Origin of the sequence: Pseudomonas sp. 09C 129 (assembly GCF_002843625.1) — a bacterium.
GTDB classification, from domain to species: Bacteria; Pseudomonadota; Gammaproteobacteria; order Pseudomonadales; family Pseudomonadaceae; genus Aquipseudomonas; species Aquipseudomonas chlororaphis.
On the sequence record NZ_CP025261.1, the window covers coordinates 4,951,624 to 4,977,700 of the forward strand.

Here is a 26,077-nt window from a genome sequence, read left to right on the forward strand (position 1 = left end):
GCCGTTCCCGGCCATGAAAAAGCCCCGCATGAGCGGGGCTTTTTTTCGTTTCTACTTGGTGCTCAACCAGCTAAGTCATCCCGCCTTGAAGCCCGGCAAACCATGCGCGGCACGCCATGCTTTTACAATTTGCGTGACACCTTCGGGCGAGTTATCTGCACCCTCTTCGGGGTAGTAGATGAGGTCGGAGCCTGCCGGGTGCTGGCTGACTTTCTTGAAGTGCAACAAAAGCACGTCCGCACGAGCGTCTGTTTCATCTTCCTCGTCTGCTCTACGAAGCTCCTCCAAAAGCTTGATGAACTCGGACTCTGTGTAATCAGAGAAGTTGTTTTTCATAAGCACCTTAACCCTTGAAGCCCGGCAAACCATGCGCGGCACGCCATGCTTTCACAACGCGCGTGATGTCTTCAGCGGTTCCCCTTGAACCGTCCTCCGGGTAGTAAATCAAATCGGTGCCGTCTGGATGACCGGTAATCTCGCAGAACTTCTCTAGAAGGTCGTCAAGTACATCGTCGGTTGCGGTCTTGTTAGCGGTGAGCAGTTCTTTCAGATAGCTGACAAATTCGTCTTCGGTAAAGTCAGTGATGTTGTTCTTCATTGATAAACGTCATCCATCTCCGTGAATGTCGATGTGATGTTTCGGTGTAACGACACTCAGGTTGTCGATATCTCAAGTTGGCGAAACGGCTCGCCCTTGGAAACTTGGAGAACTCTGAGATTGACGTTGACCGGTCTGAATGACCTGTAGTCCGGATTCCGGTCAGGGCCTGCGAACCAGCAGCAGTGATGGCGCCCGCTGCCTATCGGCAAGCAGGCGTCCCTCCCCCGTTACTTGTGAAACGTCTGCCCCAACGCTTCCAACCGAATCGCGATCGGTGGCAGGCGCTGGCTGCTCAGGGCCAGGCTGCCCATGTCGTCGGCGGTGTTCTGGGCGATGGCCTGGACCGAGTGCAGGCGGCCGACGATGTCGAGGCTGGCGCTGGACTGTTCGCGGGTGGTGCTGACGATGCGGCCGTTGAGTTGGTCGATATGGGAGATGTCGGCGCCGACGGCCTGGAACATCGCGGAGGCCTGGCGGCTGTCTTCGACGCAGCGCTGGGCGCCTTCGTGGCTGTCGTGCATGGCTTCGGCGGCCTGTCGGCTGCCCTGTTGCAGGGCTTCGATGATGGTCTTGATTTCCTGGGTGGACAGCGCGGTGCGCTGGGCCAGGTTGCGCACCTCATCGGCGACCACGGCGAAACCGCGGCCGGCTTCGCCTGCGCGGGCGGCCTCGATGGCGGCGTTGAGGGCCAGCAGGTTGGTCTGGGCGGCGATGCTGCCGATCACTTCCAGCACGTTGCCGATCTGCTGCGCCTGCTCCGCCAGCCGTTGCACGGTGTCATTGGTGCCGTTGATGCGTGACGCCAACTGGGTGATTTCCGCCTGGGCACGATCGACGCTCTGCTGGCCGCGGCTGATTTGCGCGCTGGCCTGGCCGGCGCGCTCGACCGCCTGCTCGACGTGCACCGCGATGTCGCCCATGGCATCGCCCATGCGCTGCATGGAGCCGGTCATCTGGGTGATTTCCGTCAACTGGTGCTGGGCGCCCTGCTCCAGGGTCTGGCTGGTTTTCGCCAGGTCCTGGCCCAGTTCGCGCAAGCCGTGGGTGTCGCGCACCACGCCATCCACCAGGGCGGTGATCTGCTGCATGAAGTGGTCGAAACGCTGGGCCAGCGACACATGCGCCTTGGCGCTTTCGCCCTGATGAACCTCGACGGTCAGCTGGGAGGTGGCGGCGAGCATCTTGTCCAGCATGTCCTGGCTCTCCACTGCGTCGGCATGGCTGTGCAGGGCCAGGTACAGCAGGATCACCGTCTCCACCACCACATAGAAGGCGTGCACCGCCACCATGCCGAAACCGCCGTGATGGGCCATGACGTAGACAGGAAACCCTTGGTGCTGCAGCACATGGAACAGCACGTGATGCAGGGCGATGGTCACCGCTGCCAGCAGGATCGGCAGCCAGTCGCGATAGAAGGTCAGCACCGCCAGCAGCACAAAAATACCGAAGTGCGCTTCGATCAATCCCTTGGCCTGGTTGATGTGCAGCGCCGCCATGAGCATGAAGCCGATGGCGATGCAGCAGCGCATCAGACGCGTGCCGCTGATGGCGCGGTACAGCAGGCTCAGGACCAGGGTGGTGCCACCGCCCACCAGCAGCGCCTGGGTGAAGGTGTCGTGCCAGAACGCCAGGCCCAGCGCATAGGCGAACATCAGCCAGATCAGGCCCATCATGATGCGGTCGGCTTTGCGGTAATACTCGAGAAAACGTGGGGGGAAAGCCATGCACTCTTACTCCATGTACGGGGCGGGAAGAAAAACGGCAGAGGGCAAAACGGAATGACCGCCTTCGGCGAACGGTTCAGTCAGCAACGATAGTGGCAAATAGCCCAATTCGCCTTTCAACTATCGACCGGGCCAGGGCTTTCTTGACGCCGGGCCGCGGGGAGTCGGGCCGCGAGTGGGCAAAGTCGGGAGATTGGCGGGAATGCCATGAAGGGCGCAATGGACGGGGGAAGAGCGACAGCGGTGAGACGGATCCCGCCGACGCGCCACCCCGCAGGGCGACGCGCAGCGGTCCGGTGGTGGTCAGAAGGTCACGCTGGCGCTCAGGCGTGCGGTGCGTGGCTCGCCGACGTTGACCTGCAGCTGGCTGCCGGTGGACGACGGGTAGTACTGCTTGTCGAACAGGTTGTCGACGTTGAACTGCAAACTGGTCTGGTAGCCGAACAGCGGCGACTCCCAGCGCACGAAGGCATCGGCCACGGTGTAGCTGCTGAGCCAGAAATCGTTGGCGTTGTTGGCCGCGCGCTCGCCGACATAACGGGCGCCGCCGCCCGCATGCCAGGCACCGAATTCCGCAGGTACGTTCAGGTGATGACTGAGGTACAGGCTGGCGGTGTGCTTCGGAGCGTTGGCCAGGCGATGGCCTTCGTTGCTCGGGTCGTCGAGGATTTCCGTGTGGTTGTAGGCGTAGGTGCCGATCAGGTCCCAACGCTCGGCGATGCGCCCGGTGACGTCCAGTTCCACGCCCTGGGAGCCGACCTTGCCGGCGGCTTCCGAAAGGCTCACGCCATTGACCGTGGTAGTGGTCACCACGTTCTTCTTCTCGATGTCGTACAGCGCCAGGTTGATGTTCAGGCCCGGCAGCGGATCGTACTTGGCCCCCACCTCGTAGCTGCGGCCCTCTTCCGGATCGAAGGTCTTACCGGTGTCGTCGACATCGGTGTTGGGTTTGAACGAACGGCTGTAGTTGCCGTACAGCGACAGGCTGTCGGTGGCCTTGAACACCAGGCCGAGGAACGGCACGAAGGTGTCGCCGTTGCTGTCGCGGTTGACCTTGTAGCTCTTGCCCAGGCCCTGGTCGCTGTACTGGTCGTAATGCTGCTGGCGGCCACCGAAGACCAGGATCCACTGTTCACTTAAATGCCAGTTGTCCTTGAAGTACAGCGAGCTCGAAGTCAGCTGGTTGCGCAGGTTGCTCTGGGCGGTGCTGACCAGGCTCGGCTCGGCCAGATTGCCGTAGACCGGCGCGGTGATGTTGAAACCGCCCTGGGCGGTGTTGCGGTAGGTCTTGCCGCGGTACTGGTCGGAGTGCTCGCTGTCGACGCCCACCAGCAGGTCGTGGCGCTGGCCGAACAGCTCCTGCTGGCCGATGAAGTCCCAGCTGGCGTAGCGGGTTTCGTCGTCGTAGTGGGCGCCGTTGGCGGCCCGGCGCAGGGTGTTGCCGGTCAGGCTGTTGGGCTGGGCGATCGACAGGCTGTAGCGGTCGTTGTTCCAGCCGTAGGTGACGCGGGTTTTCCAGGCGTCGCTCAACTGGTACTCGAAGCGCGCGCTGGCCACTTCGCGAATGCCCACGCTTTTCGCCCAGCGTTCGTCCAGGCGCTTGTCGTAGTCGATGTCCGCCGGGTGCCCGTTGGTGAACACGGTGCCGCGGTCGAAGGGGCTGGAGTAGTCGTTGTATTCGTAGTTCAGGGTCAGGCTGGCCCGCTCGCCAGTCCAAGTCAGCGACGGCGCCACCAGGGTGTGCTCGTTGACTCCGTAGTTGCGCCAGTAGTCCTCATGGCCGCGCTCGGCGATCAGGCGGTAGGCCAGACCGGTATCGCCCAGCGGCCCGGTGGTGTCCAGGGCCATGCTGCCGCCACCCTCGCTGTAGGCCGAGCCGCTGAGGGTGGTGCTCTGGGAATACTGCGGCTGCTTGCTGATGATGTTCACCAGACCGCCGGGTTCCAGGGCGCCGTAGAGCATCGACGCCGGGCCCTTGAGCACTTCGACCCGCTCGGTGGTGGCGCTGAAGTTCTGCCCCAGGTTGGAACGCACGCCATCGCGCAGGATCGAGCCGTCGTCGTTGGTGCCGAAACCGCGCTTGACCAGCGAGTCCCGGGAGCCGCCCAGGGTGTTGCCCTGGCTGACGCCGCTGACGAACTTCATGGCGTCGCTCAGCGAGCGCACCTGATAGTCGGCCAGGGTCTGCTGGGTCACCACGTTGATCGACTGCGCCTCCTCCTTGATCGGCACATTGCTTTTGCTCGCCGTGCTGGCTTGCGAGGTGGTGTAGCCGGTGTCCTGGCTGAGGCGATCGGCCTGGATATCGGTGGTCGGCAGTTCGACCGCCTCCTGGGCCCACAGCGGGCTGGCGACCAGACAGCAGGACAGTGTCGGTAACAGGCGTTTGATCAGGGTTTTACGGCGGGCACGCGGACAGGATGACTTCAAGGTGTGCACTCAAGGGAGGGAAGGACATGAATAGCAATGATTATCATTGTAATCAGCGCCTGATTCTCAGTAAATCCCCTACCCCACGGGAGTTGGCGCTTTTTTAATCCTTCTCCCGAGCAACGGCGGGACTGATGGCCAGTCGGCCTGTCACTGCGCCACGGCCTGGGTCAGGTGATCGATCAGGGCCCGCGCCGCCGCCGACAGCTGGCGGTGCGGCGGGTAGATCACCGAGAAAGGCCGCGAACGTCCGCCCGCCTGCGGCAGCAGTTCCACCAGGCGGCCGCTGGCGATCCGCTCGCGGACGATGAACTCGTAGGTCTGGCAAATGCCCATGCCGTGTTCGGCCAGGGACACGATGCCCAGCACATCGTCGGCCACCTGGATATTCGCCTGGGGCGTCCACTCCAGGTCCCGCCCCTGCTCGCGCAGCAGCCAGGCAGCGACCCGCCCGCTGCTGGGCATGATGAACGGCAGGCAGGCATGGGCCGCCAGGTCCTCCAGGCGCCGTGGCGTGCCGGCGCGGCGCAGGTAGTCGGGGGACGCCACCAGGCACAGCGGCGCGTCCTCCAGCTTGCGCCCGACCAGGCCGCTGTCGGGCAGTGGCCCGAGGCGGATCGCCAGGTCGTAACCCTCGGCCACCAGGTCGACATTGCGGTTGCTGATGCTCAGCTCGATGCGCACCTGCGGGTAGTGCCGGGCAAAGCCGCCGAGCAGCGCCGGCAGCCGGTAATGGCCATAGGTGGTCGGCACGCTCAGGCGCACCCGCCCGTTCAGCTCGCCGTCCTGGCCCTGGATGCTGCGCTCCGCGCCGTCGATCAGCTCGAACGCCGCCCGCGACTGTTCCAGGTACAACAGGCCGGCTTCGGTCAGGCTCAGGCGTCTGGTGGTACGCCGTAGCAACTGCACGCCCAGGCGCGCCTCCAGCCGGGAAATCGCCCGGCTGACCACTGAAGGCGTGGTGCCCAAGGCTACCGCGCCAGCGCTCAACGAGCCCTTTTCCACCACGCTGACGAACACCTCGACGTCAGCCAGATAATCGAATCGACGGCTCACCTTTATCTCCAGGGAACAAGTGATTTCCAGTGGCGCGAGTTTATCGCCCACAAAGGCATGAATACAGTGAATCACCCGTCGGCCACCGCCGGCTCCCTGACCTCACACCCTGGAAACCCACATGCGCCCACTCAGTACCCTCGCTCTTGCCATGAGCATCACCGCCGCCACCTTCAATGCCCGGGCCGCAAACGTCCTGGTGGTGCTCTCGGACGCCGACCACCTCGACCTCAAGGACGGCAAGGTGTTTGCCACCGGCTTCTACCTCAACGAACTGATGCAGCCGGTCAAACAGCTGCTCGACGCCGGCCACTCGGTGACCTTCGCCACCCCGCAGGGCAAGGCCCCGACCCTGGACCGCTCGTCCACCGACAAGATGTATTTCAACAACGATGTCGCCGCGCTGCAGGCGCACCAGGCGCTGCTCGACCAGTTGAAAATCACCTCCCCCGGCGAATCGCCGGTGATCAGCCTGGCCCGGGTCGAGCAGATCGGCTACGAGCATTTCGATGCGCTGTACGTGCCCGGCGGCCACGCGCCGATGCAGGACCTGCTGCACAGCCCCGAGCTGGGCCGGCTGCTGAGCAATTTCCATCAGAACAACAAAACCACCGCCCTGGTCTGCCACGGCCCGATCGCCCTGCTGTCAACCCTGCCCCAGGCGCAGGACTTCACCCGGCAACTGGCCAGCGGCGGCAAGGCCAGCGCCCCGGGCTGGATCTACGCCGGCTACCGGTTCACGGTGATCAGCAACCAGGAAGAGGAATTGGCCAAGGGCCTGCTGGGCGGCGGCGCCATGCGCTTCTACCCGCAAACCGCCCTGGAACAGGCCGGCGGCCTGTACCGCAGCAACCGCTCGCCATGGAGCGAGAACGTGGTGATCGACCGCGAGCTGGTGACCGGGCAGAACCCAGGCTCGGCCCAGGGCGTGGCCAAGGTGTTGTTGGAACGCTTGCAGGAGCGTGCCGGCAAAGGCGCGTAAAGGCCGGTGGATCCGACGAGCCGGCATGCCGCCAGCCGTCTGCCAGCGCGCTGGTTGTCTACGCTCAAATGGCTAGCCTGAAAGGAATCCCGTACTCGCCAGGAGCTGCCCATGAGCAAGACGCCAGATGCCGTTGCCACTGCCCGCCGAAGCAACATGGCCAAAGCCCTGCAACGCTGGAACCAGCAGGCCGGAGCACGCAGCGAATCGCAGTCGCGCATCCGCGAACTGGGCCCGGGCGCCGGCGACTCACCGCAGCAATTGGCCAAGTGGATCGCCCGCGAGAACGCCCGTGCCCTGTTGACCCGGGCCGGGCTGGAACGCCGGATCGGCACCTGGGACCCGACCTTCTACGCCCCCAGCGAGGCCGCCCGCCAGGCGGCAAGGCCGGTGGCGCGGTTGGTCAATGCGCCACGCCCGGGCACGGTGGTCGAGGGTTTCGCTACCGGTTTCCTGGTCTCGCCCAGCCTGTTGCTGACCAACCAGCATGTATTCCCCCGGTATGTGGATGCCGTGGATTGCGCCGCCAACTTTCTCTACGAAAGGCAGGAGCGCGGCATCAACGAAGGCACCTACTTCAACCTGCAGCCGGACCAGTTCTACTTCGCCGACGAGGCGCTGGACTTCTGCCTGGTGGCCATCTCCACGCAGGGCTCACGCGGCGAGGCGCTGTCGGACTACGGCTGCATCCGCCTGATCGAAGCCACCGGCAAGACCCTGCGTGGCCGGCCGATGAACATCATCCAGCACCCCGATGGCGGCCCGCGCCAGTACGCCACCACCCACAACCGGCTGCTGGACATCCTCGACCAGGGCTTCCTGCATTACGAAACCGACACCGCCGAAGGCGCTTCCGGCTCCCCGGTGTTCAGCGACAACTGGGAGCTGATCGCCTTGCACCACTGCGGCATCCCCAGGACCGACGAAGCCGGCAACATCCTCAAGACCGACCACAGCATCTGGAACCCCGAAGGGGACGAGGAAAGCACGGTGGACTGGGTGGCCAACGAGGGCACCCGGGTCAGCAGCATCATTGGCGCGCTCAAGGCCCTGCAACTGAGTGGCAGGCCGGCCGAGCTGCTGGCCCAGCTCATGGAGCTGACCCCCGACCCGCTAGCCGTGCTCAGCACCAACGAAACCCTGCCCGCGGCGCCACACCGCCCAGGAGCGCCCGATATGTCGCAGAACATCTTTCATATCTCCGGCCCCACCACCATCAACATCGTCAGCCACGCCGCGGACAGCCCGGCCAGCGTCATGCCCATCCTCAACCTGGCGCCTGCCGAGCCGGTGCCTGCCGCGCCGGCTCCGGCAGCCGCGGCGCTGGAAAAGACCCTGACCTTCGACCTCGACTACGCCGCCCGCAAAGGCTACGACCCGGATTTTCTTGGGGTGCCCGTCCCGCCGCCCGCTATCGAGGGCATGCGGCTGGCCCAGCTCTACCGGGTCGGCGACTACCGCGAACACTTCGCCTCGGCCCGCAACGTACCGCCAGTGCCGCTTGCCGGCCTGGATGACGAGGCGCCGCTGGCCCTGCCCTACCACCACTATTCGCTGGTGATGAACAAGGATTACCGCATGCCGATGTGGACCGCCTGCAATGTCGACTACCGGCCCGAGGTCCGTGGCGATACCCGCGCGCGCAAGAAGTACGGTGGCGAAAGCTGGCGCCTCGACCGCCGGGTGCCGAGCCGCTACCAGCTCACCAACGGCGATATCTACGGGCCGGCCGGCAACTTCGATCGTGGCCATATCGTGCGCCGCGAAGACAGCTGCTGGGGGCAGCCGGGGCTCGATACCGAGTACGCCAACGCCGACACCTACCACTGGACCAACTGCACGCCGCAGCACGAGCTGTTCAACCAGGAATCGCCCGACGGTGCCGAATACCGCAATCGCAAAGGGGTCTGGGGTTACTTCGAAAACGAGCTGGCCGAGCAGATCGAAACGGGCGGCGGCCAGGCGATCATCTTCGCCGGCCCGGTACTGGACCAGACCTCCTGCGTGGAACAGGACTTCGGCAAGGGCCCGGTGCGCTACCCGACCCGCTTCTGGAAAATCGTCATAGTGCCCAAGGACGAATCGCGCACCCCGGAACTGCTGGCCTACGGATTCCTGTTCGATCAGAGCGAGGTCATCAAGGAGTTCGGCCTCAACGTCAAGGAAGCCGTCCAGGACCTGGCCAACACCTTCCAGAAGCAGAAGGTGCCGCTCACGGCCATCTGCCTGCTCACGGGGATTTCCCTGACGCCGTCGATCATGGCCGCCGACCAGTACAAGCAGCCTGACCGCCCGGTACCAGGAGTCTTGCGGCTGAAACCTGGCAGGTGAAACCGGGCGGCTTCAGCCCTGCCCCAGGCGCTCGCGGACCAGGGCCTGGGCGTTGCGGGTCATCTGGTCGAGGTGGCGGTCACGCTGTTTTTCGGCATCGAGCATTGCCCGCTTGCCATGCTTTTGCAGCAGGTAGCTGTGGATCTGCCGTACCTCCAGCGAGCGATAGATCGGCGCCGTGTCCAGCAGGCCCATCAAACCGTCGGTAGCGTGATCGCGGGTATTCATCAGCACCTGCGGGCCACGCATGCCCAGCACCTGGAAACCCAGCGCTTCGAACCAGGCCACCTTGCCCACCGCGCAGGTCAGTTCGGCATGGGGGTAGCGCTCGCGCATCCGTGCCAGCAGCGCCCGCGCGATCCCCTGCCGGCGATGGCTGGCACGCACCGCCATATAGGCCACGCCGCACGCCTCGGGATCGTCCTTGACCGGCAGGTACAGCACAAAACCCAGCACCTGCTGCGGGTCGTCCTCGTCAGTGGCCACCAGCAGTTCCACAGCGATGCCCCGGGAGCCGTCCAGGGCCTGCAGATACAGATGCACCTCAAAGCCGATGGCGTACTGGTAGATGTTGTACAGCAGGTTGCTGGGCGGGATCGCTACCGCGCTGATGTCGGTCAGGTAGTCGACCACCATTTGCAGGATCTGGCTGTTGACGGCTTCCGGGCACGGGGTCTGGAAGTGGCTGATGATCGGCATTGCGCGGTGGGCTCCAAAGGTTGAGGCACGCCTGGGACAGCAGGCGTCGGCGGCGGGCCGGCATGATAACCCGTTGTCGCGCCAAGGCCGTACCGCGATCTGCCTCTGTAGGAGCCTGCGGGCGGCGATCCGACTTGCCGGCGATCCAGGCGCCGCGGTGTGTCAGGAATGACGCCATCGCGGGCAAGCCTCGCTCCTACAGGGCCACGCGGGGCTAACGGGCGCTGTCGCCTCGTGGCTTGTAGAACAGGAACTTGCCGGTCTCGGCGGTCTTGCGGTATTGCCTGGCCCAATCGGGCCGCACGCGCCGGTCATGGAAATACAGGGCGCCGTGGGTGCGGTCCGCGAGTTGCTGGTTGAGCGCCTTGCGCGCGATTTCCTTGGCCGCGATGTAGGGCTCATCTTCCTTCACCTGATCCGCACGCCCGTCGCACCACCAGGAAAACTGACAGGCGCGCTGCTCCGACCCCTGCTTGACCACCGCGCACACCGTATCGGGAAACCCCTCATGGCCGAGCCGGTTGAGCACCACGCTGGCCACGGCTTCCATGTCGGCGGCGGCCCCGCCCTTGGCTTCCCAGTAGATGGACCGCGCCAGGCAAGTAATGGCGTCGTCCAGCGGCGCGGCGCCCGCCGGGTCCACCGCCTGGGCCTCGGGAGGGGTAATGGTTTCGCCGCGTGGCGCCGGCTGCTGGTCCGCGGCTTTCTGTTCCAGGACCTGGGCCTTGTCCTGCGCCACTTCGGGGTCCGCTGTTTCACCCGCGGCCATTGCCAGCCCCCCGCACAGGAGGATCAGAAAACCGCCGGCAATCGCTGTCGGGCGCATGCTCGTACCTTCGCCAAAAACCCGATCCGGGCACGGAAAAGCCGCCGCCAGCCTGCCGGCTGGCAGCGACTGGACTTGAGTGTAGTTCGCCGCCGTCCGCCCGTAACCTGCACCGCGCCAGCAACGGCAAGGACGGATAACGGCGCCGGTTTTCGGCAAAAAGACCTTGCGCCGAACGGGGCAAAATCGCGCATCATGGGCGCAATTCGCTCAAGGGAGACCTCCATGCGCTGCCTATCCTCCGTTCTGCCGCTGACCCTGTTGTCGCTGAGCATGGCCTTCGCCACCGCTGCCGTGGCGAGCGACGAGACGCAACTGGTGACATCGATCAATAGCTACCGCAGCCAGGTCCAGCGCTGCGCCGGCCAGGTGTCCCAGGAACTGCCGCCGCTGGCCGCCGACCCGCGCCTGGTGCTGCCGGCCAACAGCATCGGCAATCTGCAACAGGCCCTGGCCAGCAGTGCCTACCCGATGGTCAATGTGCAGGCCATCAGCCTGTCCGGACCGCGCAATGCCCAGGCGGCCATGAAGGCGGTGCAGGAAAGTTTCTGCCAGGTGGTGCTGGACCCGCAGTTCGTCGATATCGGTGTCAGCCGCACCGGCCAGGAATGGCGCATCGTCCTCGCCCGGCCACTGTTGACCGCACGCCTCGGCGACTGGCAGGCCGAGGGCCAGAAGCTCCTGGAAACCCTCAATAGCGCCCGCGCGCAGCCGCGCCAGTGCGGCAACCAGATCTTCGCCGCCGCCACCCCGCTGGCCTGGAACGCCACCCTGGCCAGCGCGGCCCAGGACCATACCCGGGACATGGCCAATCACAACTTCTTCGATCACAAGGACCGCGACGGTCGCACCCCCGGCGACCGCGCCGAACTGGCGGGTTATGCCGGCCAGCAGATCGGCGAGAACATCGCCGCCGGCCAGGACAGCGTGCGCAAGGTGGTCGATGGCTGGCTGGCCAGCCCGGGCCATTGCGCCAACCTGATGAACCCGCAGTATCGCGAGCTGGGCGCGTCCTATGCGGTCGATCCGAAAAGCGATGCCGGCATCTACTGGACCGCGATGTTCGGCACGCCTTGACGGCCTGACCGACCTTGCCCCGGGGCGCCGTCAGCGGCGCCCCGCCCCCTCATCGGCCAACCCCGCGACGCCCCCGCCGGGCAACTAAACTGACTCATCTACCGACCAGCAATCGCTTGCTCCGGGCGTCCCGGAACCCACGCGCAGCCTCGCCTGCCGCCACGGGTTCGACGCCCAGGCCCGATGGCCAGCCTCATCTGCCTGAACGGTAGGCACGCACCCCGTCCCCCGCGGGAGGCGTGCGTCAGCTCTTCAGAACACGGGCCGGCCCTGCCAGGCCCGCTCATTCGGCAGCGCCGGGACATGGCCTCCCCGCGCACGCCGCGTATCTCCATCCGGCCACTGCCGGGCCGTCGGCGGCAGTGACCCTCACAGCGGAGGACCAGGCCATGGACGAAGCCAAGCTCAACGATTTCATGGGCAAGCTGGTGTCAGACATGGGCGGCGCGGCGATGCTCGCCAATATGATTGTCGGCGAAGAACTGGGCCTGTACCGGGCCATGGCCGACAGTCGCTTCGTCAGCCCCGAGGCGCTGGCCGCCAAGACCGGCTGCAACGCGCGGCTGCTGCGCGAATGGCTGAGTGCCCATGCCGCGTCCGGCTACATGGAACACCAGGGCGGCCAGTTCCGCCTGCCGGAAGAGCAGGCCCTGGCGCTGGCCGTCGAGGACTCGCCGGTGTACGTGGCCGGTGGCGCCGTGGTGGTCTCTGCGCTGTTTCACGACAAGGACAAACTGCTGGCGGCGATGCGCGGCGACGGCGCCCTGGCCTGGGGCGACCACCATCCGTGCATGTTCAGCGGCACCGAGCGCTTCTTCCGCCCCGGCTATAGGGCGCACCTGGTGGCCGAGTGGCTGCCGGCCCTGGACGGCGTGGTGGAAAAACTCCAGGCCGGGGCCAAGGTGGCGGACGTCGGATGCGGGCATGGCGCCTCGACAGTGATCATGGCCCAGGCCTATCCCGCCTCGCAGTTTTTCGGCTTCGACTACCACCAGCCCTCCATCGCCACCGCGACGCAACGGGCCGAGGAAGCCGGGGTGACCGGCCGCGTGCAGTTCTCCCAGGCCAGCGCCAAGACCTACCCCGGCAACGACTACGACCTGATCTGCTTCTTCGACTGCCTGCACGACATGGGCGACCCGGTGGGCGCCGCGCAATATGCCTTCCAGGCGCTGAAAGACGACGGCAGCGTGCTGCTGGTCGAGCCGTTCGCCAACGATAAACTGGACCAGAACATCACCCCGGTCGGCCGGCTGTTCTATGCCGCCTCGACCTTTATCTGCACGCCCAACTCGCTGTCCCAGGAAGTCGGCCTGGGGCTCGGTGCCCAGGCCGGCGAAGCGCGCCTGCGCCAGGTCTTCAGCGAAGCCGGCTTCAGCCAGTTCCGCCGGGCCGCGGAGACGCCGTTCAACCTGATTCTCGAGGCACGTAAATGAAGGAGGATCGTGCGAGCGATGCGATCCTGCAGGAGCCAGCGGGCGGCGATCCGACTTGCCGGCGATCGGGGCGCCGCGGTGGCTCAGGGAGGGCGCCATCGCGGGCAAGCCTCGCTCCTACGGGGACACGCAGGTGCCGCATGCCAATGAAAAAACGGCACTCGGGGAAATCCCGGGTGCCGTGCCTGTCTTACGCCGCCGGCAGATCCACCAGCACCACCGCCTGTTGCCCTACGCACAACAGCCGCCCGCCATGATGGGCCACATACTCCCGGGCCTCGTCCGGCGACGAGAACCAGCAGTTGAGATGGCCCGCCTGGCGGTAGACCAGTTCAAAATGCTGCAACTGCTCGGGCGCCAGCTCGTCGAGAACCTGGCGGTAGGTCTCCCAACTGGCAAAACCGGCCTCGCTGGCCAGGGTGCGCAACAGGTGTTTGCGCTGCACCTTGTCGCGCTGCCGATACAGCTCGGGCAACGACAGGCCAGGCAAACTGTTGCTCGCCAGCAAGCGCCGCAGGATCGGCAAGGCGCCGGCCAGCGAACCACTGGTTGCAGTGCGATGCAGGCGTTTGGCTTCGCGCAGTACCAGGCTGGCGGCCTGACTGGCGGGTGAACGGGGAACGGATTTCTGGATAGGCATACCAACTCCAAGAGAATCGGCCTGCTCGCTATTGGCCCGGAGGGGGTATGCAAGCGTGCTGCTTGCGGAAATTGAAGGTGCTTGCGCTTTCGCGAGGTGGGCGCCCAGGAAGCCCGGCCGCCATACTAACCAATCCATCCCGGGCTGCCCATCCCTGCTTCAGGTCTTCCAGCCCGGCTGTTTCTCCAGCAGGAAATCGATAAAGGCGCGCAGACGCAACGGCACGTGCCGGTTGTGGGGATACAGCAGGCTGAAGGGCCGCGAACGGCCGCCGTAAGGCTGCAGCACCTCCACCAGGGAACCCTCGGCCAGCTCGCGCTCGACCATGAAACGGTAGGTCTGGAACAGGCCGGCGCCGTGCCTGGCCAAGATCACGCCCCCCTGTAGGTCTTCCGAACACACGTAGGCCCCCTCGGCGAGCACTTCGCAGGGGCCATCGGCGCCGTTGAACAGCCAGGCGATGCGCCGGCCGCTGCTGGGCAGCTCGAACTGGATGCACTCGTGCTGCGCCAGGTCGTCGAGCCGCTGCGGGGTACCGGCCCGCGCCAGGTAATCCGGGGCGGCGAACACCACCAGTTCGGCGTCCTCCAGCAACCGCGCGACCAGCCCGGAATCCGGCTGCGCGCGCACCCGGATCGCCATGTCGTAGCCCCCTTCGACGAAATCGATATTGCGGTTGCTCAGGTTGACCTCCACCCGCATCTGCGGGTAGCGCCGGCGAAACTCCGGCAGCAGCGGCAGGATCCGCAGATGGCCGTAGGTGGTCGGCAGGCTGATGCGCAAGGTGCCGGAAGGCGCCAGCTGCTGCCCGGTCAACTGGCGCTCGGCTTCGAGCATCTGGTTCAGCGCGCTGCGGCATTGCTGGTGATAGTCACGCCCGCCGTCGGTCAGGCGGATGCTGCGGGTGGTGCGCACGAACAGGCGGACGCCGAGCCGTTCTTCCAGGCGCGACACCGAGCGGCTGACCGCCGCCGGCGTGACCCCGGCCGCCAGCGCCGCGCCGGTAAAGCTGCCGATCTCCGCCGCCATGCAGAACAGCTCGATGCTGCCCAGCAGCACGTCGTCGAATTGCCGAGTCATTGATTACACCATGTATCAAGTGAAGTACCTGAAGCGCTGTTTATCAGCATTCCGCACACAAATATAGTTCTGCCCAACAGCGCTGGAACCACTCTCACCGCAAAACAGGACTATCCCCATGAGCCACACCCTGAACCACAACAGCACCGTCATCATCACCGGCGCCTCCAGCGGCATCGGCCTCGGCCTGGCCCAGGCCTACCTGGCCCGCGGCTACAACGTGGTCGGCAATGCCCGCTCGGCACAGCGGCTGGCCGCGGCGGCCGAAACCCTGGGCCACAGCGAGCATTTTCTCGGGGTCGAAGGCGACATTGCCGACCCGGCCACCGCCATGCAACTGGTCGAACGCGCCATCGACCGCTTCGGCCAGGTCGATGTGCTGGTCAACAACGCCGGCTTCTTCCTGCCCAAGGCGTTTATCGACTACAGCCCCGAGGAGCTGGAAAGCCTGCTGGAGACCAACCTCAAGGGTGTGGTCTACGCCTCCCAGGCCGCCGCGCGGCACATGATCGAACGGCGCCGGGGCCGCATCATCAACATCAGCGCCAGCGTCGCGCTGCAACCGAACCTGGCGGTCCCGGCGGCGTTGCCGGTGCTGATCAAGGGCGGCGTGAACCAGATGACCCGCGCCCTGGCCCTGGAGCTGTCGCCGTTCAATATCCAGGTCAACGCGGTGGCCCCGGGGATCATCGACACGCCGATGCACGACCCGGCGCACCGCGCCTTCCTCGACGGCCTGCAACCGGCCGGACGGGTCGGACGCATCGAGGAAATCGCCGACGCGGTGCTCTACCTGTCCGGCGCCGGCTTCACCACCGGCGTGGTGCTGCCGGTGGACGGCGGCATGAGCAGCGGCAAATGGTAAACCCGGCGGGAGGCCCGCGTGCCTCCCGTCCCTTGCACCCCCCAATCTTTTCCTCAGGAGTAATGCCATGCCTTTCGTCAACGTCCGCATCACCCGTGACGGCGTGACCCGCGAACAGAAAGCCCAGGTCATCCGCGAGATCACCGAAACCCTGCAACGGGTGCTGAACAAGGCCCCGGAACTGACCCACATCGTCATCGAGGAAGTCGACACCGACAACTGGGGCTACGCCGGCATGACCACCACCGAATACCGCCAGCGAACGGCGCAATGAACAAAGGGCGGGCCAGCATCGGGTCCGCCCTTTGTTCCTGGCGTTGAATCGATCCGCGACCTGCCGAATACGCCGCGACGCCCGCATCCTCAAGCCCTGCGCCGAGCCTTATACTGTCACCCCTCCAGACCCGGGGCAGACCACATGGACGTCGTTCTCGAATGCCCGCTCACCGAACAGATCCTTGCCTCTTTCGCCACGGTGATCGGCAAGGACCTGCCCGGCTATCGCAATCATGTGTATCGCGTGCTGAGCTTCTACACCGCGCTCAATCCGCAGGACCGGCCGCTGTCCTGCGCGGTGCAGATCGCCGCGGCCTTTCATGACCTGGGTATCTGGACCCACGGCACCCTCGACTACCTGACGCCGTCGATCCAGCTGGCCCGGGCCTTTCTGGCCGAGCGCGGCGAGTCACGGCTGGCGGAGCAGGTCAGCGCGCTGATCGAGCAGCATCACACACTGCGCCCCTATCACCAGGCCCGCGCCGCGAGCGTCGAAGCGTTCCGGCAGGCCGACACGATCGACGTCTCCCTGGGCTTGCTCAACTTCGGCCTGCCCCGCCCGTTTATCCGCGAGGTGCAGGCACGCTACCCCGACCAGGGGTTTCACTGGATGCTGGCACGCGCTTCGGCCCGGCAGTTGCTGCGTACGCCGCTGCGGCCGCTGCCGATGTTTCGCTGGTGACGCCTCAGGCATTGAGCAGCATCGTGAATCCGCCATAAATCATGCGCTGGCCGTCGAACGGCATCGGGCAGACGTCGGGCTTGAGCCGCGGGTCTTCCATGGCTCTTTGCATGCCCGCGTCGCGGATTTCACGGGACGGCCAGATGATCCAGCTGAACACCACCGTCTCGTCCGCCTTGAGCTTGACCGCCATGGGGAACGAGGTCAGCTTGCCCTCGGGCACGTCGTCGCCCCAGCAATCGACCACGCTCAAGGCGCCGAACTCCTTGAACACCTTCGCCGCGACCTGCGCATGCTGCTTGAAGGCCTCGCGGTTGGCGGTGGGTACCGCCAGTACACAACCATCGACATAAGACATGATCCTGCTCCTGCTGATTGGGGTTGAACATCGGATCCCGACCTTGCTGTCGGTCACTCTGGGAACTGGTCGATCCGCATCGCCGACAATCGACAAGTCGGCGCGAAAAAACCTGAATCGACCGACCGACGGGCTTCATGGCTCCGGCTGCCAACCGGTTTGCGGGGCACTCAGGCCCGGCGTCGCGGGCGGATGCACAGTGCCCGGCACCGTCTCCAGCGGGGGCTCCGGCACCGCGCTTTGGCCCAGTTCGCCCTCGATATGCCCGGCCAGGTAATACACCCCGGCCATCACCCCGTTGCCGGTGTTGTTCAACAGCTTGAACCAGGCCTGGTCGAACGCCTTGCCCAGGCTCTGGCGAATCTGCGCCTCAGTTTCGGCCCGGTCGCTCTCATGGGCAATCGCGCGAAACCCCGCGGCGCCCAAGGAGATCACCGCGCCGGCGACCTTGCCGGCCACTGCCGATGCGGCGCCGGCAATGCCACGGCCGGCCATCTGCGCTTCGAATTTTTCGCTGGCCTGCCTGGCCACCGAGACAATCCCGGCCTCGGACGACACCTCGCCAGTGCCCGCCGGCGCGCTATGGATCTGCTGGTACAGCGCCGAGTAGGCCGGCAGCGTAGTCAGGGGCTTGGCATGCAACACCTGATACAACGACGCATCGCGCGCCGGCGGCGGCCCCAGGCGAATCGCCTGGATGCCATTGAGCCGTTGATCGAGTTGCCTGGCCGGCAACCGATAACGCTGGGCGATAACCTGCACCTGCTTGTCCAGCAGCTCGATATAGAACTCCGTGGCCTGGTTGAGAATCGCATCCGGGTCGATCTCCACCGCCACCGGTGCCAGCACCTGCTCCTGATACTGCTCCTTGAGGTACTCCGCCAGCCGCGTCGCCGCCGCGTCCTGCTCGTCGCCGGCGGTGAGGCTGTACCAACTGACTTTCATGGCCATCCATTCCTGGGTCCAGTAACTGCTGAACCAGGGGATGAAGGTTTCCTCGGTAACGGCATAGACCCGCACCCGCCAGTGCTCCATGGAGCCGCGAGCAAAGACCTTGACCTGGATCACCGCCTGCTGCGAAGCCTCGGCGATCTCCCGGTCCACCTGGCGCCAGGTGCTGGCCGGCACCACCACCGGCGCCACCACCTCGCGGACACGCTGGGTCGCGGCGCATCCGGCCAGCACCAGCAGCATCACGACGATCAGCGCACGCAGGTACAAGATGGCAACCCTCGCACAGCGTCGACCACGGCCACCCGCTCACGACGGGGCAGGCTTCAACCGGATACCACACGACCATGCCTGGATTGAGTATAGGTGCTGGGGGTTTGCGCCCCAGGCTCGAGAAGGGGTTCGCGACGGCGTATCCGACCAGCCGCTTACCCGCGATGGCGTCCGGCCTGATACACCGCGGCGCCTCGATCGCCGGCAAGCCTGGCTCGTACAGAAGCAGGTCAGTCGTGGTCAGCGTGGACCGCCACCGCCGGGACCTGCGCCAAAACCGCCATGCGGGCCACCGCCACCGCCGCCATGCCCGCCACCGCCGCCACCGCCGCCACCCGGTGGGAAAAACATCCAGCAGCCCGACAGGGACGACAACAAGGCGATCACTACCGCCACTTTTGCAACTCGACTCAATATCATCGCTTCACTCTCTTTCAGGACGATAACCACAAGTTTCTCGTCGTTTCAGACAGCGTTTGTGCGACATCGAGCACCGCATGAAGGTAAAGAATGGGTAAGGGTTGTATCGAAAAACCCACAGTTTTACAGGGACTTGCGCGCTTATTTCAGCAGCAGCGAACGGCACCCCCGCAGCCCCTGGCCGTGCCGGAGGTGATTGGCCTGTGCAAGGTTTTCGATACATGGCCAATGCCGCGGCACTGTCAATTACGCGCCTGTGCCTCCCCCACTACCGGTAACCCCTGCGGACAACGCAGGGTCAGCACGCCACGGGCCACCAGGCCAAACAGCCCCAGAAGGCCGCCGACAAACCGAACAGCGACATGCCCGACGCCGTCACCAGGAAGGTGATCAACGCCGCCTCGCGATCCCGCGACACGGCCATGGCGCTGCTCAGGGCGCCTCCCATGGTGGCGAACAGGGCGAGCCCGGCCAGGGCCGCCTGGAAGATGATCACCAGCGGCCCGGCATAGGAAATCAGCGTGGCGATAAACCAGGCCACCAGCGCCGACAATGAAAAATCCTCGATCAACGGCTGCATGCAAGCCCCGAAGCCCTGAGGCATGGCATGACTGAACCACCGGTGCCGGCACCTGGGCGCCCGCACCGGTCATGGCCCCAGCTACAGGGACGGCGCGCTGGCCTGGCTGACCGGCAGCGCCTTGGCGGGCCGCGGGTAGACGAAACACATCGCCAGCGCCGCCACCGCCCCCGGAATGGCAAAGGCCATGAAGTTATAGTGCAGCGGCAGCTCGATGCTCACCAAGGCACCGCCCAGCAGCGGCCCGACAATGGCCCCGCTGCGGCCGATCCCCGAGGCCCAGCCAATGCCGGTGGAGCGGATCGTCACCGGATAGAACTGGGCGACACAGGCGAAGGCCAGGATCTGCGTGCCGATGGTGGTGGCCCCGGCAATCGCGATCAGGGCGTACAGCAACCCGTGCGGGCTCTTGAAGCCGAGCAGGCTGATAGACACCGCAGCCACGATAAAAAACGCCACCAGGACCTTTTGCAGCTGCAGGCGATCGCCGATCCAGCCGCCGCCCACGGCGCCGAAAATCGCCCCGAGGTTCAGCACCAGCAGGAACATCAGGCTCGAGCCCAGGCTGTAACCGGCGCTGGCCATCAGCTTGGGCAGCCAGGAGTTGAGCGCGTAGACCATCAGCAGGCAGCAGAAGAACACCACCCAGAGCATCAGGGTGCTCAGCGCCCGGCCTTCGCGGAACAGCTGCACCACAGGTGCGCCGGCGGTCTTGAGGTTAGCCTTGACGAACGAGTCGCCGGGTTGCGCGACGAAGCCCGGCTCGACCCATTGCAGCACCTGGCGCGCTTCGTCGTCCCGGCCCTGGCGCAGCAGGAAGCCCAGGGATTCGGGCAGGAATCTGAGAATCAGCGGCAACAGCAACAACGGGATCGCCGCCACATAGAACACCGCCTGCCAGCCGAAATTCGGCAGCAGCACGATGCCCAGGCCGGCGGACAGCGTGCCGCCCACCGAGTAGCCGCTGAGCATGATCGCCACCAGGGTGCTGCGGATTTTCTTCGGCGCGTATTCGTTCATCAGCGCCACCACGTTGGGCATCACCCCGCCGATGCCGAGGCCGGCGATAAAGCGGCAGATGCCGAACTGGGTGGGCGTGGTGGTGAAGCCGTTGAGCAGGGTGAAACCGCTGAACAGCACCACGCAGATGGCGATGACTTTCTTGCAGCCGATGCGCTCCGACAGCGTGCCGAAAAACAGCGCGCCGAACATCATGCCGAACAGCGCATAACTGCCCAGCGCCCCGGCCTGCAGCGGGCTCAGGCCCCACTCCTGCATCAGCACCGGCAGCACTACGCCGTAGATCACCAGGTCGTAGCCGTCGAAGATGATGATCAGCGCGCACCAGAACAGCACGCGCCAGTGGAAGGCATTGAAGCGTGCCCCGTCGATCAATTGATTGCTGTCTATGTTTCGCATGGCATCTGACTCTTGTTGTTGTTTTATGAGAAACCGGATGTGCGTTTGCGCAGTCCTGTAGGAGCGAGGCTTGCCCGCGATTGGAGCGCTGCGGTGTGCCAGGCCGGACGCCATCGCGGGCAAGCCTCGCTCCTACGGTCAGGGTGCAATTTTCAATGACGCCTGATACTTCAGCCCTGGTCGCCACCGCCTACCGGCATGACCAGGCCGGTGATGTAGGACGCCTCGTCGGAGGCCAGGAACAGGATCGCCGCGGCCTGCTCGTCGATGGTGCCGTAGCGTTTCATCAGGGTGCTGTCGACGGTCTGGTCGACGATCTGCTGGTACCAGACCTGTTCCTCGGCGCTCTGCTCGGCGCTGTTGCGCGGAATGCGCCGTGGCGGCGCTTCGGTGCCGCCGGGGGCGGTGGCGTTGACCCGCACCCCGCGCCCGGCGGTCTCGAACGCCAGGCAGGCGGTCAGGGCATTCACCCCGCCCTTGGCCGCGCCATAGGGCACGCGGTTGATGCTGCGGGTGGCGATGGACGACACATTGACGATGGCGCCGCTGCCCTGCTCCAGCATGTACGGCAGCGCCGCGTGGCAGCACCACAAGGTGGGGAACAGCGAACGACGCACTTCGGCTTCGATCTGCTGCTCTGCATAGTGCTCGAACGGCTTGGCCCAAATGGTGCCGCCGACGTTGTTGACCAGCACGTCGATGCGCCCGAAACGCTCGACGGCCGCGGCCATCGCCCGGCTGCATTCGGCGTACTGCTCAAGGTCGGCGGTCAGCGCCAGCACCTCGAACCTGGGGGCCAGCTCGGCCTGCAACTCGAACACCAGCTCGGAGCGATCCACCAGCACCACCCGCGCGCCCTCCTCGGCCAGGCGCTCGGCGACCCGCCGGCCAATGCCCTGCGCCGCCCCGGTGACCAGGGCGACTTTTTCCTCGAATCTGCTCATCTCAAAACCTCATGCCAATGTACCGACGCCCCCCCTTCATCTGTAGGAGCGGGGGCTGTCAGGCCGCGCTGGCGGCGAATTTTTCGTAGTAGAAATTGGCCGGGGCGATGCCCTGCTCGCGAATGAACTGGCTCACCGCCTCGACCATCGGCGGCGGGCCGCACAGGTACACATCCACATCGCCGTCGTTCAGGTGCCTGGGCTCGATATGCTGGGTCACGTAGCCCTTGAGCGGGTGGCGACTCTCGGGGTTGGCCACGCAGGCGCTGAAGCTGAAGTTGGGGATGCGCGCGGCGAAGGCTTCCAGGCGATCCATTTCCACCAGGTCGAAATCGTTGGTCACCCCGTAGATCAGGTGCAGCGGATGCTCGCTGCCCTGCTCGGCGATTTTCTCCAGCATCGCGGTGAACGGCGCCAGCCCGGTGCCCCCGGCCAGCAGCAACAGCGGCCGGCGAATATCGCGCAGGTAGAAGCTGCCCAGGGGCCCGGCCAGGCTCATGGGGTCACCGGCTTTCGCCAGGCCGGTGAGGAAGCTGCTCATCAGGCCGCCCGGCACGTTGCGGATCAGGAAGCTGACCTCGCCGTCGCGCTGCAGCGAGCTGAAGGAATAGGCCCGGGTCTGCTCACTGCCGGGCACGCCGAGGTTGACGTATTGCCCCGGCAGAAACGCCAGCTTGCTCAGGGCCTCGCCCTTGATCGACAGGGCGATGGTGCTGTCGGATAGCTGGCGCACCGCGCTGATGGTGGCGTCGAAGGTGGCCTGGGCGGTGCGGCAAACCTGCGACGAAGCCGGCACCCGCACCACGCAGTCGCTCAAGGCGCGCATCTGGCAGGTCAGCACGAAGCCCTGCTCGGCTTCAGCCGCGGTCAGCGCGTCGTCGATGTATTCCTCGCCCAGGTCGTAGCGCCCGGCTTCGGCGAAACACTTGCAGGTGCCGCAGGCGCCGTCGCGACAGTCCAGGGGGATATTGATGCCCTGGCGGTAGGCGGCATCGGCCACGGTTTCGCCGGCGTTGGCGGCGACGAAGCGGGTCACCCCGTCTTCGAAATTGAGTGCGATGTGATGAGTCATGGCGGTCGCCTCAGAGGTGGTAGACATCGACGACCTGACGAACGTAATCGTTCTTCAGGATGACCTTCTTGGCCAGGATCCGCGGGGTCTCGCCGCGCACATCGAGGGTGTAGAAGCTGGTGCCGAAGTAGCTGTCGACGGTCTTGTAGCGAAAGCTCAGGGTGTGCCAGTTGCAGCGCACCTTGCACAGGCCGTCGGCCTGCTCCAGCAGCTCGATGTTGCTCAGGTTGTGTGAGGTGCGGGTGTCGGGAATGCTCGCGCTGGAGCGCTCGGTCTTGATCCGGAACACCCGGTCTTCCAGGCCGCAGCGGCTGCCGTACCAGATCAGCGAGATTTCCCGCTGCGGGTCTTCGGTGAGTTCGTCGTTGTCGTCCCAGGACGGCATCCAGAAGGTCGCGTCGGCGGCATAGAGTTCCAGCCAGCTGTCCCAGTCCTTGTCGTCCAGGTAGCGCGCTTCGCGGTAGAGAAAATCGCGCACGGTGTCATGGGAAATGCTCATCACACAGCCTCCACGGCAATGGTTCGCGCAGCTTCGGCGGCCACCGCCTCGAGCATGGTTTGCTGCCAGTACTTGTGCTGCATCACGAACAGGCCTTCGTCTTCGGTACGCACGCCGCTGAGGATCGGTTGCAGGTCGATTTCCCGGGCCGCGTCGTCCGCGCCCTCGACCCAGTGTTCGGCGCCGCGGGACATGTCGTTCCAGGCGCTGTTGCAGCCCTGATAGCCCATCTGGCAGGAACGGAATTCCTCCAGGTCGTCCGGGGTGGCCATGCCGCTGACGTTGAAGAAGTCCTCGTACTGGCGGATGCGCATGGCCCGGGCTTCGTCGCTTTCGCCCCTGGGCGCGATGCAGTAGATGGTGATTTCGGTGCGGTCCACCGAGATCGGCCGGGCGATGCGGATCTGCGAGCTGAACTGGTCCATCAGGTAGACGTTGGGGTACAGGCACAGGTTGCGCGAGTTCTCGATCATCCAGTCGGCGCGGGCCTGGCCGAAGTCCCGGGCCAGCTCATCACGACGCTCGTAGAGCGGGCGGTCCTCGGGGTTGGACCAGCGGGTCCAGAGCAGCATGTGGCCCTTGTCGAAGGAATAGAAACCGCCGCCCTGCTTGGCCCAGCTGCCGGCGCTCATGGTCTTGATCGCTTCCCCGGCTTCGCGCTGCTTGCGCTGGCTCTGGGTGGCCGCGTAGTTCCAGTGCACCGAGCTTACGTGGTAGCCGTCGGCGCCGTTTTCCGCGGTGAGCTTCCAGTTGCCTTCGTAGATGTAGCTCGAGGAACCGCGCAGCACTTCCAGGCCGTCGGCGGACTGGTCGACGATCATGTCGATGATCTTCGCCGACTCGCCCAGGTGCTCCACCAGGGGCAGCACGTCGGGGTTGAGGCTGCCGAACAGGAAGCCGCGATAGGACTCGAAGCGCGCGACCCGGGTCAGGTCGTGGGAGCCTTCGCAGTTGAAGCTCGGGGGGTAACCCGCGGCGGCCGGGTCCTTGACCTTGAGCAGCTTGCCGGAGTTGTTGAAGGTCCAGCCGTGGAACGGGCAGGTGTAGGACGACTTGTTGCCGGTCTTGTGCCGGCAGAGCATGGCGCCGCGGTGGCTGCAAGCATTGAGGAAGGCATTGAGTTCGCCGTCCTTGTTGCGCGCGATGAACACCGACTGCCGGCCCATGGTGGTGGTGTAGTAGTCGTTGTTGTTGGGGATCTGGCTCTCGTGGGCAAGGTACAGCCAGTTGCCCTCGAAGATGTGTTGCATTTCCAGGTCGAACAGCCGGGGGTCAGTGAACATCTCCCGCTTGCAGCGGTAGACGCCCCGGTCACGGTCTTCTTCAAGCAGGGAGTGAAGGTATTCGGGTCGCAGGGTCATGGCCGCCGCCTCCATTGTTTTTATTCAGGCAAGGCTCATGCTAGGGCGGGGTGTGCGGGGGCAATATCCGTTGCGTGCAGACCACTATCCGTTTTCTGCAGAGTTTTGTAGGGCAAGTCCTACATGGGTAGCCGCTGCTGTAGCCGCTGCCGAGCCTGCGAGGCTGCGATCGGGTTGGGCGGCATTCCGACGTAGCGGCCGCTACTCGGGCCGCGCATTTATCCAGAGCGAATACGGTTTCAGGTTTTGCGACTGCTACGCAGTCGATCGCAGCCTCGCGGGCTCGGCAGCGGCTACGAGGAATCGGGGATGACGTGGCGGACACAGCTTCTGTAGGAGCGAAGCTTGCTCGCGAGGGCGTCGGATCAGACGCCTGCGCGTCGTTCGCCATCGCCGGCAATCGAACGTCGACCGGCCGCTCCTACAGAAGCATGGGCGGGTCAAGGCCGGCGTCTGAGGGTGTCGGAAGGCAGTTCGCCGAACTGTTTGCGGTAGCTTTCCGAGAAGCGTCCCAGGTGCAGGAAACCGAAGTCCATGGCCAGTTCGGTGATGTTGCGCACGTTGCAGCCGGGGTCGCGCAGGCAGGCGTGGATCCGCTCGAGTTTCTTCTGGCGGATGTAGCGCATGGGCGTGGTGCGGGCGTTGCGCTCGAACAGCGCATAGAGCGAACGCAGGCTCATCTGCGCCTGTTGCGCCAGCTCTTCGCAGCCGATGTCCTGCTTGAGGTTGCGCTCGATGTAGTCGGCGATGGCCTCGAAGGTCGCCGACGACGAGCCCAGGCCCACCCGCCGGATGTTGGTCTTCATCAGGCTGAGCATCTTGCTCGCAACGATCTGCGCGTAATGCTCCTGCACCCGGGGGATGCATTCGGCGGCTTCGGCTTCGCGGCAGACCACGTTCAGCAGGTTGATAAAACCTTCCAGCTCATCCAACTGGTAGCGGTTGCCCACAAAGCGCACGCCCTGCCCCGGATACAGCCAGCGCTGCTCATCGCACACCGACTCCAGCAGGCGGGTGGGCACCTTGATGATGAATTTCTCGCAATCGTCGGAGTAGGTCAGGTCCACCGGATCGTCAGGGTTGATCAGCAGTAGCTCGCCGGGGGCGAAGTAATGCTCCTGGCGATGGCCGCGCCACAGGCAGTGGCCGCGTAGCAACACTTGCAGGTGGTAGATGGTTTCCAGCGCCGGCGAGGTGACGCGCACGCTGCCGCCGTAGCTGATCGAGCACAGGTCAAGGCTGGCGAACTGCCGATGATTGAGGCTGGCCTGGGGGCTGCCGGCCTTGGGCAAACGGATGCAGTGGCTGCCCACATGCTGGTTGACATAGCCGGACACAGCGTAGGGATCGGCCTGGGCGAATACCCGGCTGCGCTCACTCAACAGATGGGTTTCCATAAGCGGGTCACTCCCCGTTTTTGTTATTGGGATTGTTATTGCCGGGCGGTGATCGTTCGCCACCGCTGGCCCATCACGCAAGACTTCGACCACGGCTC

25 protein-coding genes and 1 pseudogene are annotated in these 26,077 nt (G+C 65.1%); 7 read left to right on the forward strand and 19 right to left on the reverse strand.

The features are described from left to right. Positions 1 to 75 precede the first annotated feature (75 nt). From CXQ81_RS22050 to CXQ81_RS22070, 5 genes are all read right to left on the reverse strand, one after another. Positions 76 to 336 (reverse strand): bacteriocin immunity protein, encoded by a 261-nt coding sequence (locus tag CXQ81_RS22050; RefSeq protein WP_101338549.1) that lies wholly within the window; start codon positions 334 to 336, stop codon positions 76 to 78. Between the two features lie 7 nt (positions 337 to 343). Continuing rightward, positions 344 to 598: a bacteriocin immunity protein gene (locus tag CXQ81_RS22055; protein WP_101338550.1), complete on the reverse strand. Its 255-nt coding sequence runs from the start codon at positions 596 to 598 to the stop codon at positions 344 to 346. Positions 599 to 828: 230 nt separating this feature from the next. Then, positions 829 to 2,325 carry a methyl-accepting chemotaxis protein gene (locus CXQ81_RS31635; RefSeq protein WP_101338551.1) on the reverse strand — a complete coding sequence of 499 codons (1,497 nt, stop codon included), beginning with the start codon at positions 2,323 to 2,325 and terminating at the stop codon, positions 829 to 831. Between the two features lie 303 nt (positions 2,326 to 2,628). Then, a complete protein-coding gene (locus CXQ81_RS22065; RefSeq protein ID WP_101338552.1) occupies positions 2,629 to 4,755 on the reverse strand; it encodes a TonB-dependent siderophore receptor in 2,127 nt (708 codons plus the stop codon). A 150-nt stretch (positions 4,756 to 4,905) separates the two neighbouring features. After that, positions 4,906 to 5,811: a LysR family transcriptional regulator gene (locus tag CXQ81_RS22070; RefSeq protein ID WP_101338553.1), complete on the reverse strand. Its 906-nt coding sequence runs from the start codon at positions 5,809 to 5,811 to the stop codon at positions 4,906 to 4,908. A 121-nt stretch (positions 5,812 to 5,932) separates the two neighbouring features. On the opposite strand from CXQ81_RS22070, the gene CXQ81_RS22075 reads away from it, so the two are divergent. Then, positions 5,933 to 6,793: a type 1 glutamine amidotransferase domain-containing protein gene (locus CXQ81_RS22075; RefSeq protein ID WP_101338554.1), complete on the forward strand. Its 861-nt coding sequence runs from the start codon at positions 5,933 to 5,935 to the stop codon at positions 6,791 to 6,793. A gap of 111 nt (positions 6,794 to 6,904) precedes the next feature. Next, on the forward strand, positions 6,905 to 9,124 hold the full coding sequence (locus CXQ81_RS22080; protein WP_101338555.1) for a DNA/RNA non-specific endonuclease: 2,220 nt from the start codon (positions 6,905 to 6,907) through the stop codon (positions 9,122 to 9,124). A 12-nt stretch (positions 9,125 to 9,136) separates the two neighbouring features. Here the strand turns inward: CXQ81_RS22080 and CXQ81_RS22085 are convergent, their stop codons facing one another. Next, positions 9,137 to 9,823, reverse strand: coding sequence for a GNAT family N-acetyltransferase (locus tag CXQ81_RS22085; protein WP_101338556.1), 687 nt, complete (start codon positions 9,821 to 9,823; stop codon positions 9,137 to 9,139). Positions 9,824 to 10,037: 214 nt separating this feature from the next. Further along, complete coding sequence (locus CXQ81_RS22090; protein ID WP_007922838.1) at positions 10,038 to 10,649, reverse strand: cell wall hydrolase; 612 nt, start codon at positions 10,647 to 10,649, stop codon at positions 10,038 to 10,040. A 225-nt stretch (positions 10,650 to 10,874) separates the two neighbouring features. Between CXQ81_RS22090 and CXQ81_RS22095 the strand changes: the two genes are divergently transcribed. Together CXQ81_RS22095 and CXQ81_RS22100 are read left to right on the forward strand one after the other, a co-directional pair. Continuing rightward, positions 10,875 to 11,726 (forward strand): CAP domain-containing protein, encoded by an 852-nt coding sequence (locus CXQ81_RS22095; protein WP_007922840.1) that lies wholly within the window; start codon positions 10,875 to 10,877, stop codon positions 11,724 to 11,726. Positions 11,727 to 12,115: 389 nt separating this feature from the next. Then, a complete protein-coding gene (locus CXQ81_RS22100; protein ID WP_101338557.1) occupies positions 12,116 to 13,162 on the forward strand; it encodes a class I SAM-dependent methyltransferase in 1,047 nt (348 codons plus the stop codon). A gap of 190 nt (positions 13,163 to 13,352) precedes the next feature. Here CXQ81_RS22100 and CXQ81_RS22105 read toward each other — a convergent pair whose 3' ends face one another. Next, positions 13,353 to 13,802 (reverse strand): hypothetical protein, encoded by a 450-nt coding sequence (locus CXQ81_RS22105; protein ID WP_007922843.1) that lies wholly within the window; start codon positions 13,800 to 13,802, stop codon positions 13,353 to 13,355. A gap of 159 nt (positions 13,803 to 13,961) precedes the next feature. Further along, a complete protein-coding gene (locus CXQ81_RS22110) occupies positions 13,962 to 14,882 on the reverse strand; it encodes a LysR family transcriptional regulator (RefSeq protein WP_101338558.1) in 921 nt (306 codons plus the stop codon). Between the two features lie 118 nt (positions 14,883 to 15,000). On the opposite strand from CXQ81_RS22110, the gene CXQ81_RS22115 reads away from it, so the two are divergent. From CXQ81_RS22115 to CXQ81_RS22125, 3 genes are all read left to right on the forward strand, one after another. Beyond that, positions 15,001 to 15,747: an SDR family NAD(P)-dependent oxidoreductase gene (locus tag CXQ81_RS22115; RefSeq protein ID WP_101338559.1), complete on the forward strand. Its 747-nt coding sequence runs from the start codon at positions 15,001 to 15,003 to the stop codon at positions 15,745 to 15,747. A 67-nt stretch (positions 15,748 to 15,814) separates the two neighbouring features. Then, positions 15,815 to 16,021: a 4-oxalocrotonate tautomerase family protein gene (locus CXQ81_RS22120; protein ID WP_007922853.1), complete on the forward strand. Its 207-nt coding sequence runs from the start codon at positions 15,815 to 15,817 to the stop codon at positions 16,019 to 16,021. Positions 16,022 to 16,165: 144 nt separating this feature from the next. Next, on the forward strand, positions 16,166 to 16,705 hold the full coding sequence (locus CXQ81_RS22125; protein WP_101338560.1) for a phosphohydrolase: 540 nt from the start codon (positions 16,166 to 16,168) through the stop codon (positions 16,703 to 16,705). Positions 16,706 to 16,709: 4 nt separating this feature from the next. On the opposite strand, the gene CXQ81_RS22130 is transcribed toward CXQ81_RS22125, so the two are convergent. The 10 genes and pseudogenes from CXQ81_RS22130 to CXQ81_RS22175 form a co-directional block, all read right to left on the reverse strand. Further along, positions 16,710 to 17,063 carry a DUF1428 domain-containing protein gene (locus CXQ81_RS22130; protein ID WP_053261957.1) on the reverse strand — a complete coding sequence of 118 codons (354 nt, stop codon included), beginning with the start codon at positions 17,061 to 17,063 and terminating at the stop codon, positions 16,710 to 16,712. Positions 17,064 to 17,198: 135 nt separating this feature from the next. Beyond that, complete coding sequence (locus CXQ81_RS22135; RefSeq protein ID WP_007922856.1) at positions 17,199 to 18,284, reverse strand: hypothetical protein; 1,086 nt, start codon at positions 18,282 to 18,284, stop codon at positions 17,199 to 17,201. Positions 18,285 to 18,527: 243 nt separating this feature from the next. Continuing rightward, a complete protein-coding gene (locus CXQ81_RS31285) occupies positions 18,528 to 18,707 on the reverse strand; it encodes a hypothetical protein (protein WP_178081081.1) in 180 nt (59 codons plus the stop codon). A gap of 322 nt (positions 18,708 to 19,029) precedes the next feature. Continuing rightward, positions 19,030 to 19,251, reverse strand: a pseudogene (locus tag CXQ81_RS22145) (benzoate/H(+) symporter BenE family transporter); the annotation flags it as partial. A 117-nt stretch (positions 19,252 to 19,368) separates the two neighbouring features. Further along, a complete protein-coding gene (locus tag CXQ81_RS22150) occupies positions 19,369 to 20,706 on the reverse strand; it encodes an MFS transporter (protein ID WP_053261960.1) in 1,338 nt (445 codons plus the stop codon). Between the two features lie 170 nt (positions 20,707 to 20,876). Next, entirely contained in the window at positions 20,877 to 21,650 is a 774-nt protein-coding gene (locus CXQ81_RS22155; RefSeq protein ID WP_101338562.1) for a 1,6-dihydroxycyclohexa-2,4-diene-1-carboxylate dehydrogenase, read from the reverse strand. A gap of 58 nt (positions 21,651 to 21,708) precedes the next feature. Further along, positions 21,709 to 22,722: a benzoate 1,2-dioxygenase electron transfer component BenC gene (gene benC / locus CXQ81_RS22160; protein ID WP_007922864.1), complete on the reverse strand. Its 1,014-nt coding sequence runs from the start codon at positions 22,720 to 22,722 to the stop codon at positions 21,709 to 21,711. 10 nt (positions 22,723 to 22,732) lie between these two features. Continuing rightward, positions 22,733 to 23,221 carry a benzoate 1,2-dioxygenase small subunit gene (benB, locus tag CXQ81_RS22165; protein WP_009044730.1) on the reverse strand — a complete coding sequence of 163 codons (489 nt, stop codon included), beginning with the start codon at positions 23,219 to 23,221 and terminating at the stop codon, positions 22,733 to 22,735. Beyond that, positions 23,221 to 24,582 carry a benzoate 1,2-dioxygenase large subunit gene (gene benA, locus CXQ81_RS22170; protein WP_101339463.1) on the reverse strand — a complete coding sequence of 454 codons (1,362 nt, stop codon included), beginning with the start codon at positions 24,580 to 24,582 and terminating at the stop codon, positions 23,221 to 23,223. Before benA ends, benB begins: the two co-directional genes overlap by 1 nt. A 440-nt stretch (positions 24,583 to 25,022) precedes the next feature. Further along, positions 25,023 to 25,979, reverse strand: coding sequence for an AraC family transcriptional regulator (locus CXQ81_RS22175; protein ID WP_101338563.1), 957 nt, complete (start codon positions 25,977 to 25,979; stop codon positions 25,023 to 25,025). Positions 25,980 to 26,077: the final 98 nt, after the last annotated feature.

Coding starts and splice junctions, on each gene's coding strand:
- CXQ81_RS22105 (WP_007922843.1), bottom strand. CDS start 13,802: ATGCCTATCCAGAAATCCGTTCCCCGTTCACCCGCCAGTCAGGCCGCC.
- CXQ81_RS22155 (WP_101338562.1), bottom strand. CDS start 21,650: ATGAGCAGATTCGAGGAAAAAGTCGCCCTGGTCACCGGGGCGGCGCAG.
- CXQ81_RS22055 (WP_101338550.1), bottom strand. CDS start 598: ATGAAGAACAACATCACTGACTTTACCGAAGACGAATTTGTCAGCTAT.
- CXQ81_RS22095 (WP_007922840.1), top strand. CDS start 10,875: ATGCGCTGCCTATCCTCCGTTCTGCCGCTGACCCTGTTGTCGCTGAGC.
- CXQ81_RS22115 (WP_101338559.1), top strand. CDS start 15,001: ATGAGCCACACCCTGAACCACAACAGCACCGTCATCATCACCGGCGCC.
- CXQ81_RS22175 (WP_101338563.1), bottom strand. CDS start 25,979: ATGGAAACCCATCTGTTGAGTGAGCGCAGCCGGGTATTCGCCCAGGCC.
- CXQ81_RS22120 (WP_007922853.1), top strand. CDS start 15,815: ATGCCTTTCGTCAACGTCCGCATCACCCGTGACGGCGTGACCCGCGAA.
- CXQ81_RS22085 (WP_101338556.1), bottom strand. CDS start 9,823: ATGCCGATCATCAGCCACTTCCAGACCCCGTGCCCGGAAGCCGTCAAC.
- CXQ81_RS22050 (WP_101338549.1), bottom strand. CDS start 336: ATGAAAAACAACTTCTCTGATTACACAGAGTCCGAGTTCATCAAGCTT.
- CXQ81_RS31285 (WP_178081081.1), bottom strand. CDS start 18,707: ATGATATTGAGTCGAGTTGCAAAAGTGGCGGTAGTGATCGCCTTGTTG.
- CXQ81_RS22110 (WP_101338558.1), bottom strand. CDS start 14,882: ATGACTCGGCAATTCGACGACGTGCTGCTGGGCAGCATCGAGCTGTTC.
- benC (WP_007922864.1), bottom strand. CDS start 22,722: ATGACTCATCACATCGCACTCAATTTCGAAGACGGGGTGACCCGCTTC.
- benA (WP_101339463.1), bottom strand. CDS start 24,582: ATGACCCTGCGACCCGAATACCTTCACTCCCTGCTTGAAGAAGACCGT.
- CXQ81_RS22090 (WP_007922838.1), bottom strand. CDS start 10,649: ATGCGCCCGACAGCGATTGCCGGCGGTTTTCTGATCCTCCTGTGCGGG.
- benB (WP_009044730.1), bottom strand. CDS start 23,221: ATGAGCATTTCCCATGACACCGTGCGCGATTTTCTCTACCGCGAAGCG.
- CXQ81_RS22150 (WP_053261960.1), bottom strand. CDS start 20,706: ATGCGAAACATAGACAGCAATCAATTGATCGACGGGGCACGCTTCAAT.
- CXQ81_RS22130 (WP_053261957.1), bottom strand. CDS start 17,063: ATGTCTTATGTCGATGGTTGTGTACTGGCGGTACCCACCGCCAACCGC.
- CXQ81_RS22080 (WP_101338555.1), top strand. CDS start 6,905: ATGAGCAAGACGCCAGATGCCGTTGCCACTGCCCGCCGAAGCAACATG.
- CXQ81_RS22125 (WP_101338560.1), top strand. CDS start 16,166: ATGGACGTCGTTCTCGAATGCCCGCTCACCGAACAGATCCTTGCCTCT.
- CXQ81_RS22100 (WP_101338557.1), top strand. CDS start 12,116: ATGGACGAAGCCAAGCTCAACGATTTCATGGGCAAGCTGGTGTCAGAC.
- CXQ81_RS31635 (WP_101338551.1), bottom strand. CDS start 2,325: ATGGCTTTCCCCCCACGTTTTCTCGAGTATTACCGCAAAGCCGACCGC.
- CXQ81_RS22075 (WP_101338554.1), top strand. CDS start 5,933: ATGCGCCCACTCAGTACCCTCGCTCTTGCCATGAGCATCACCGCCGCC.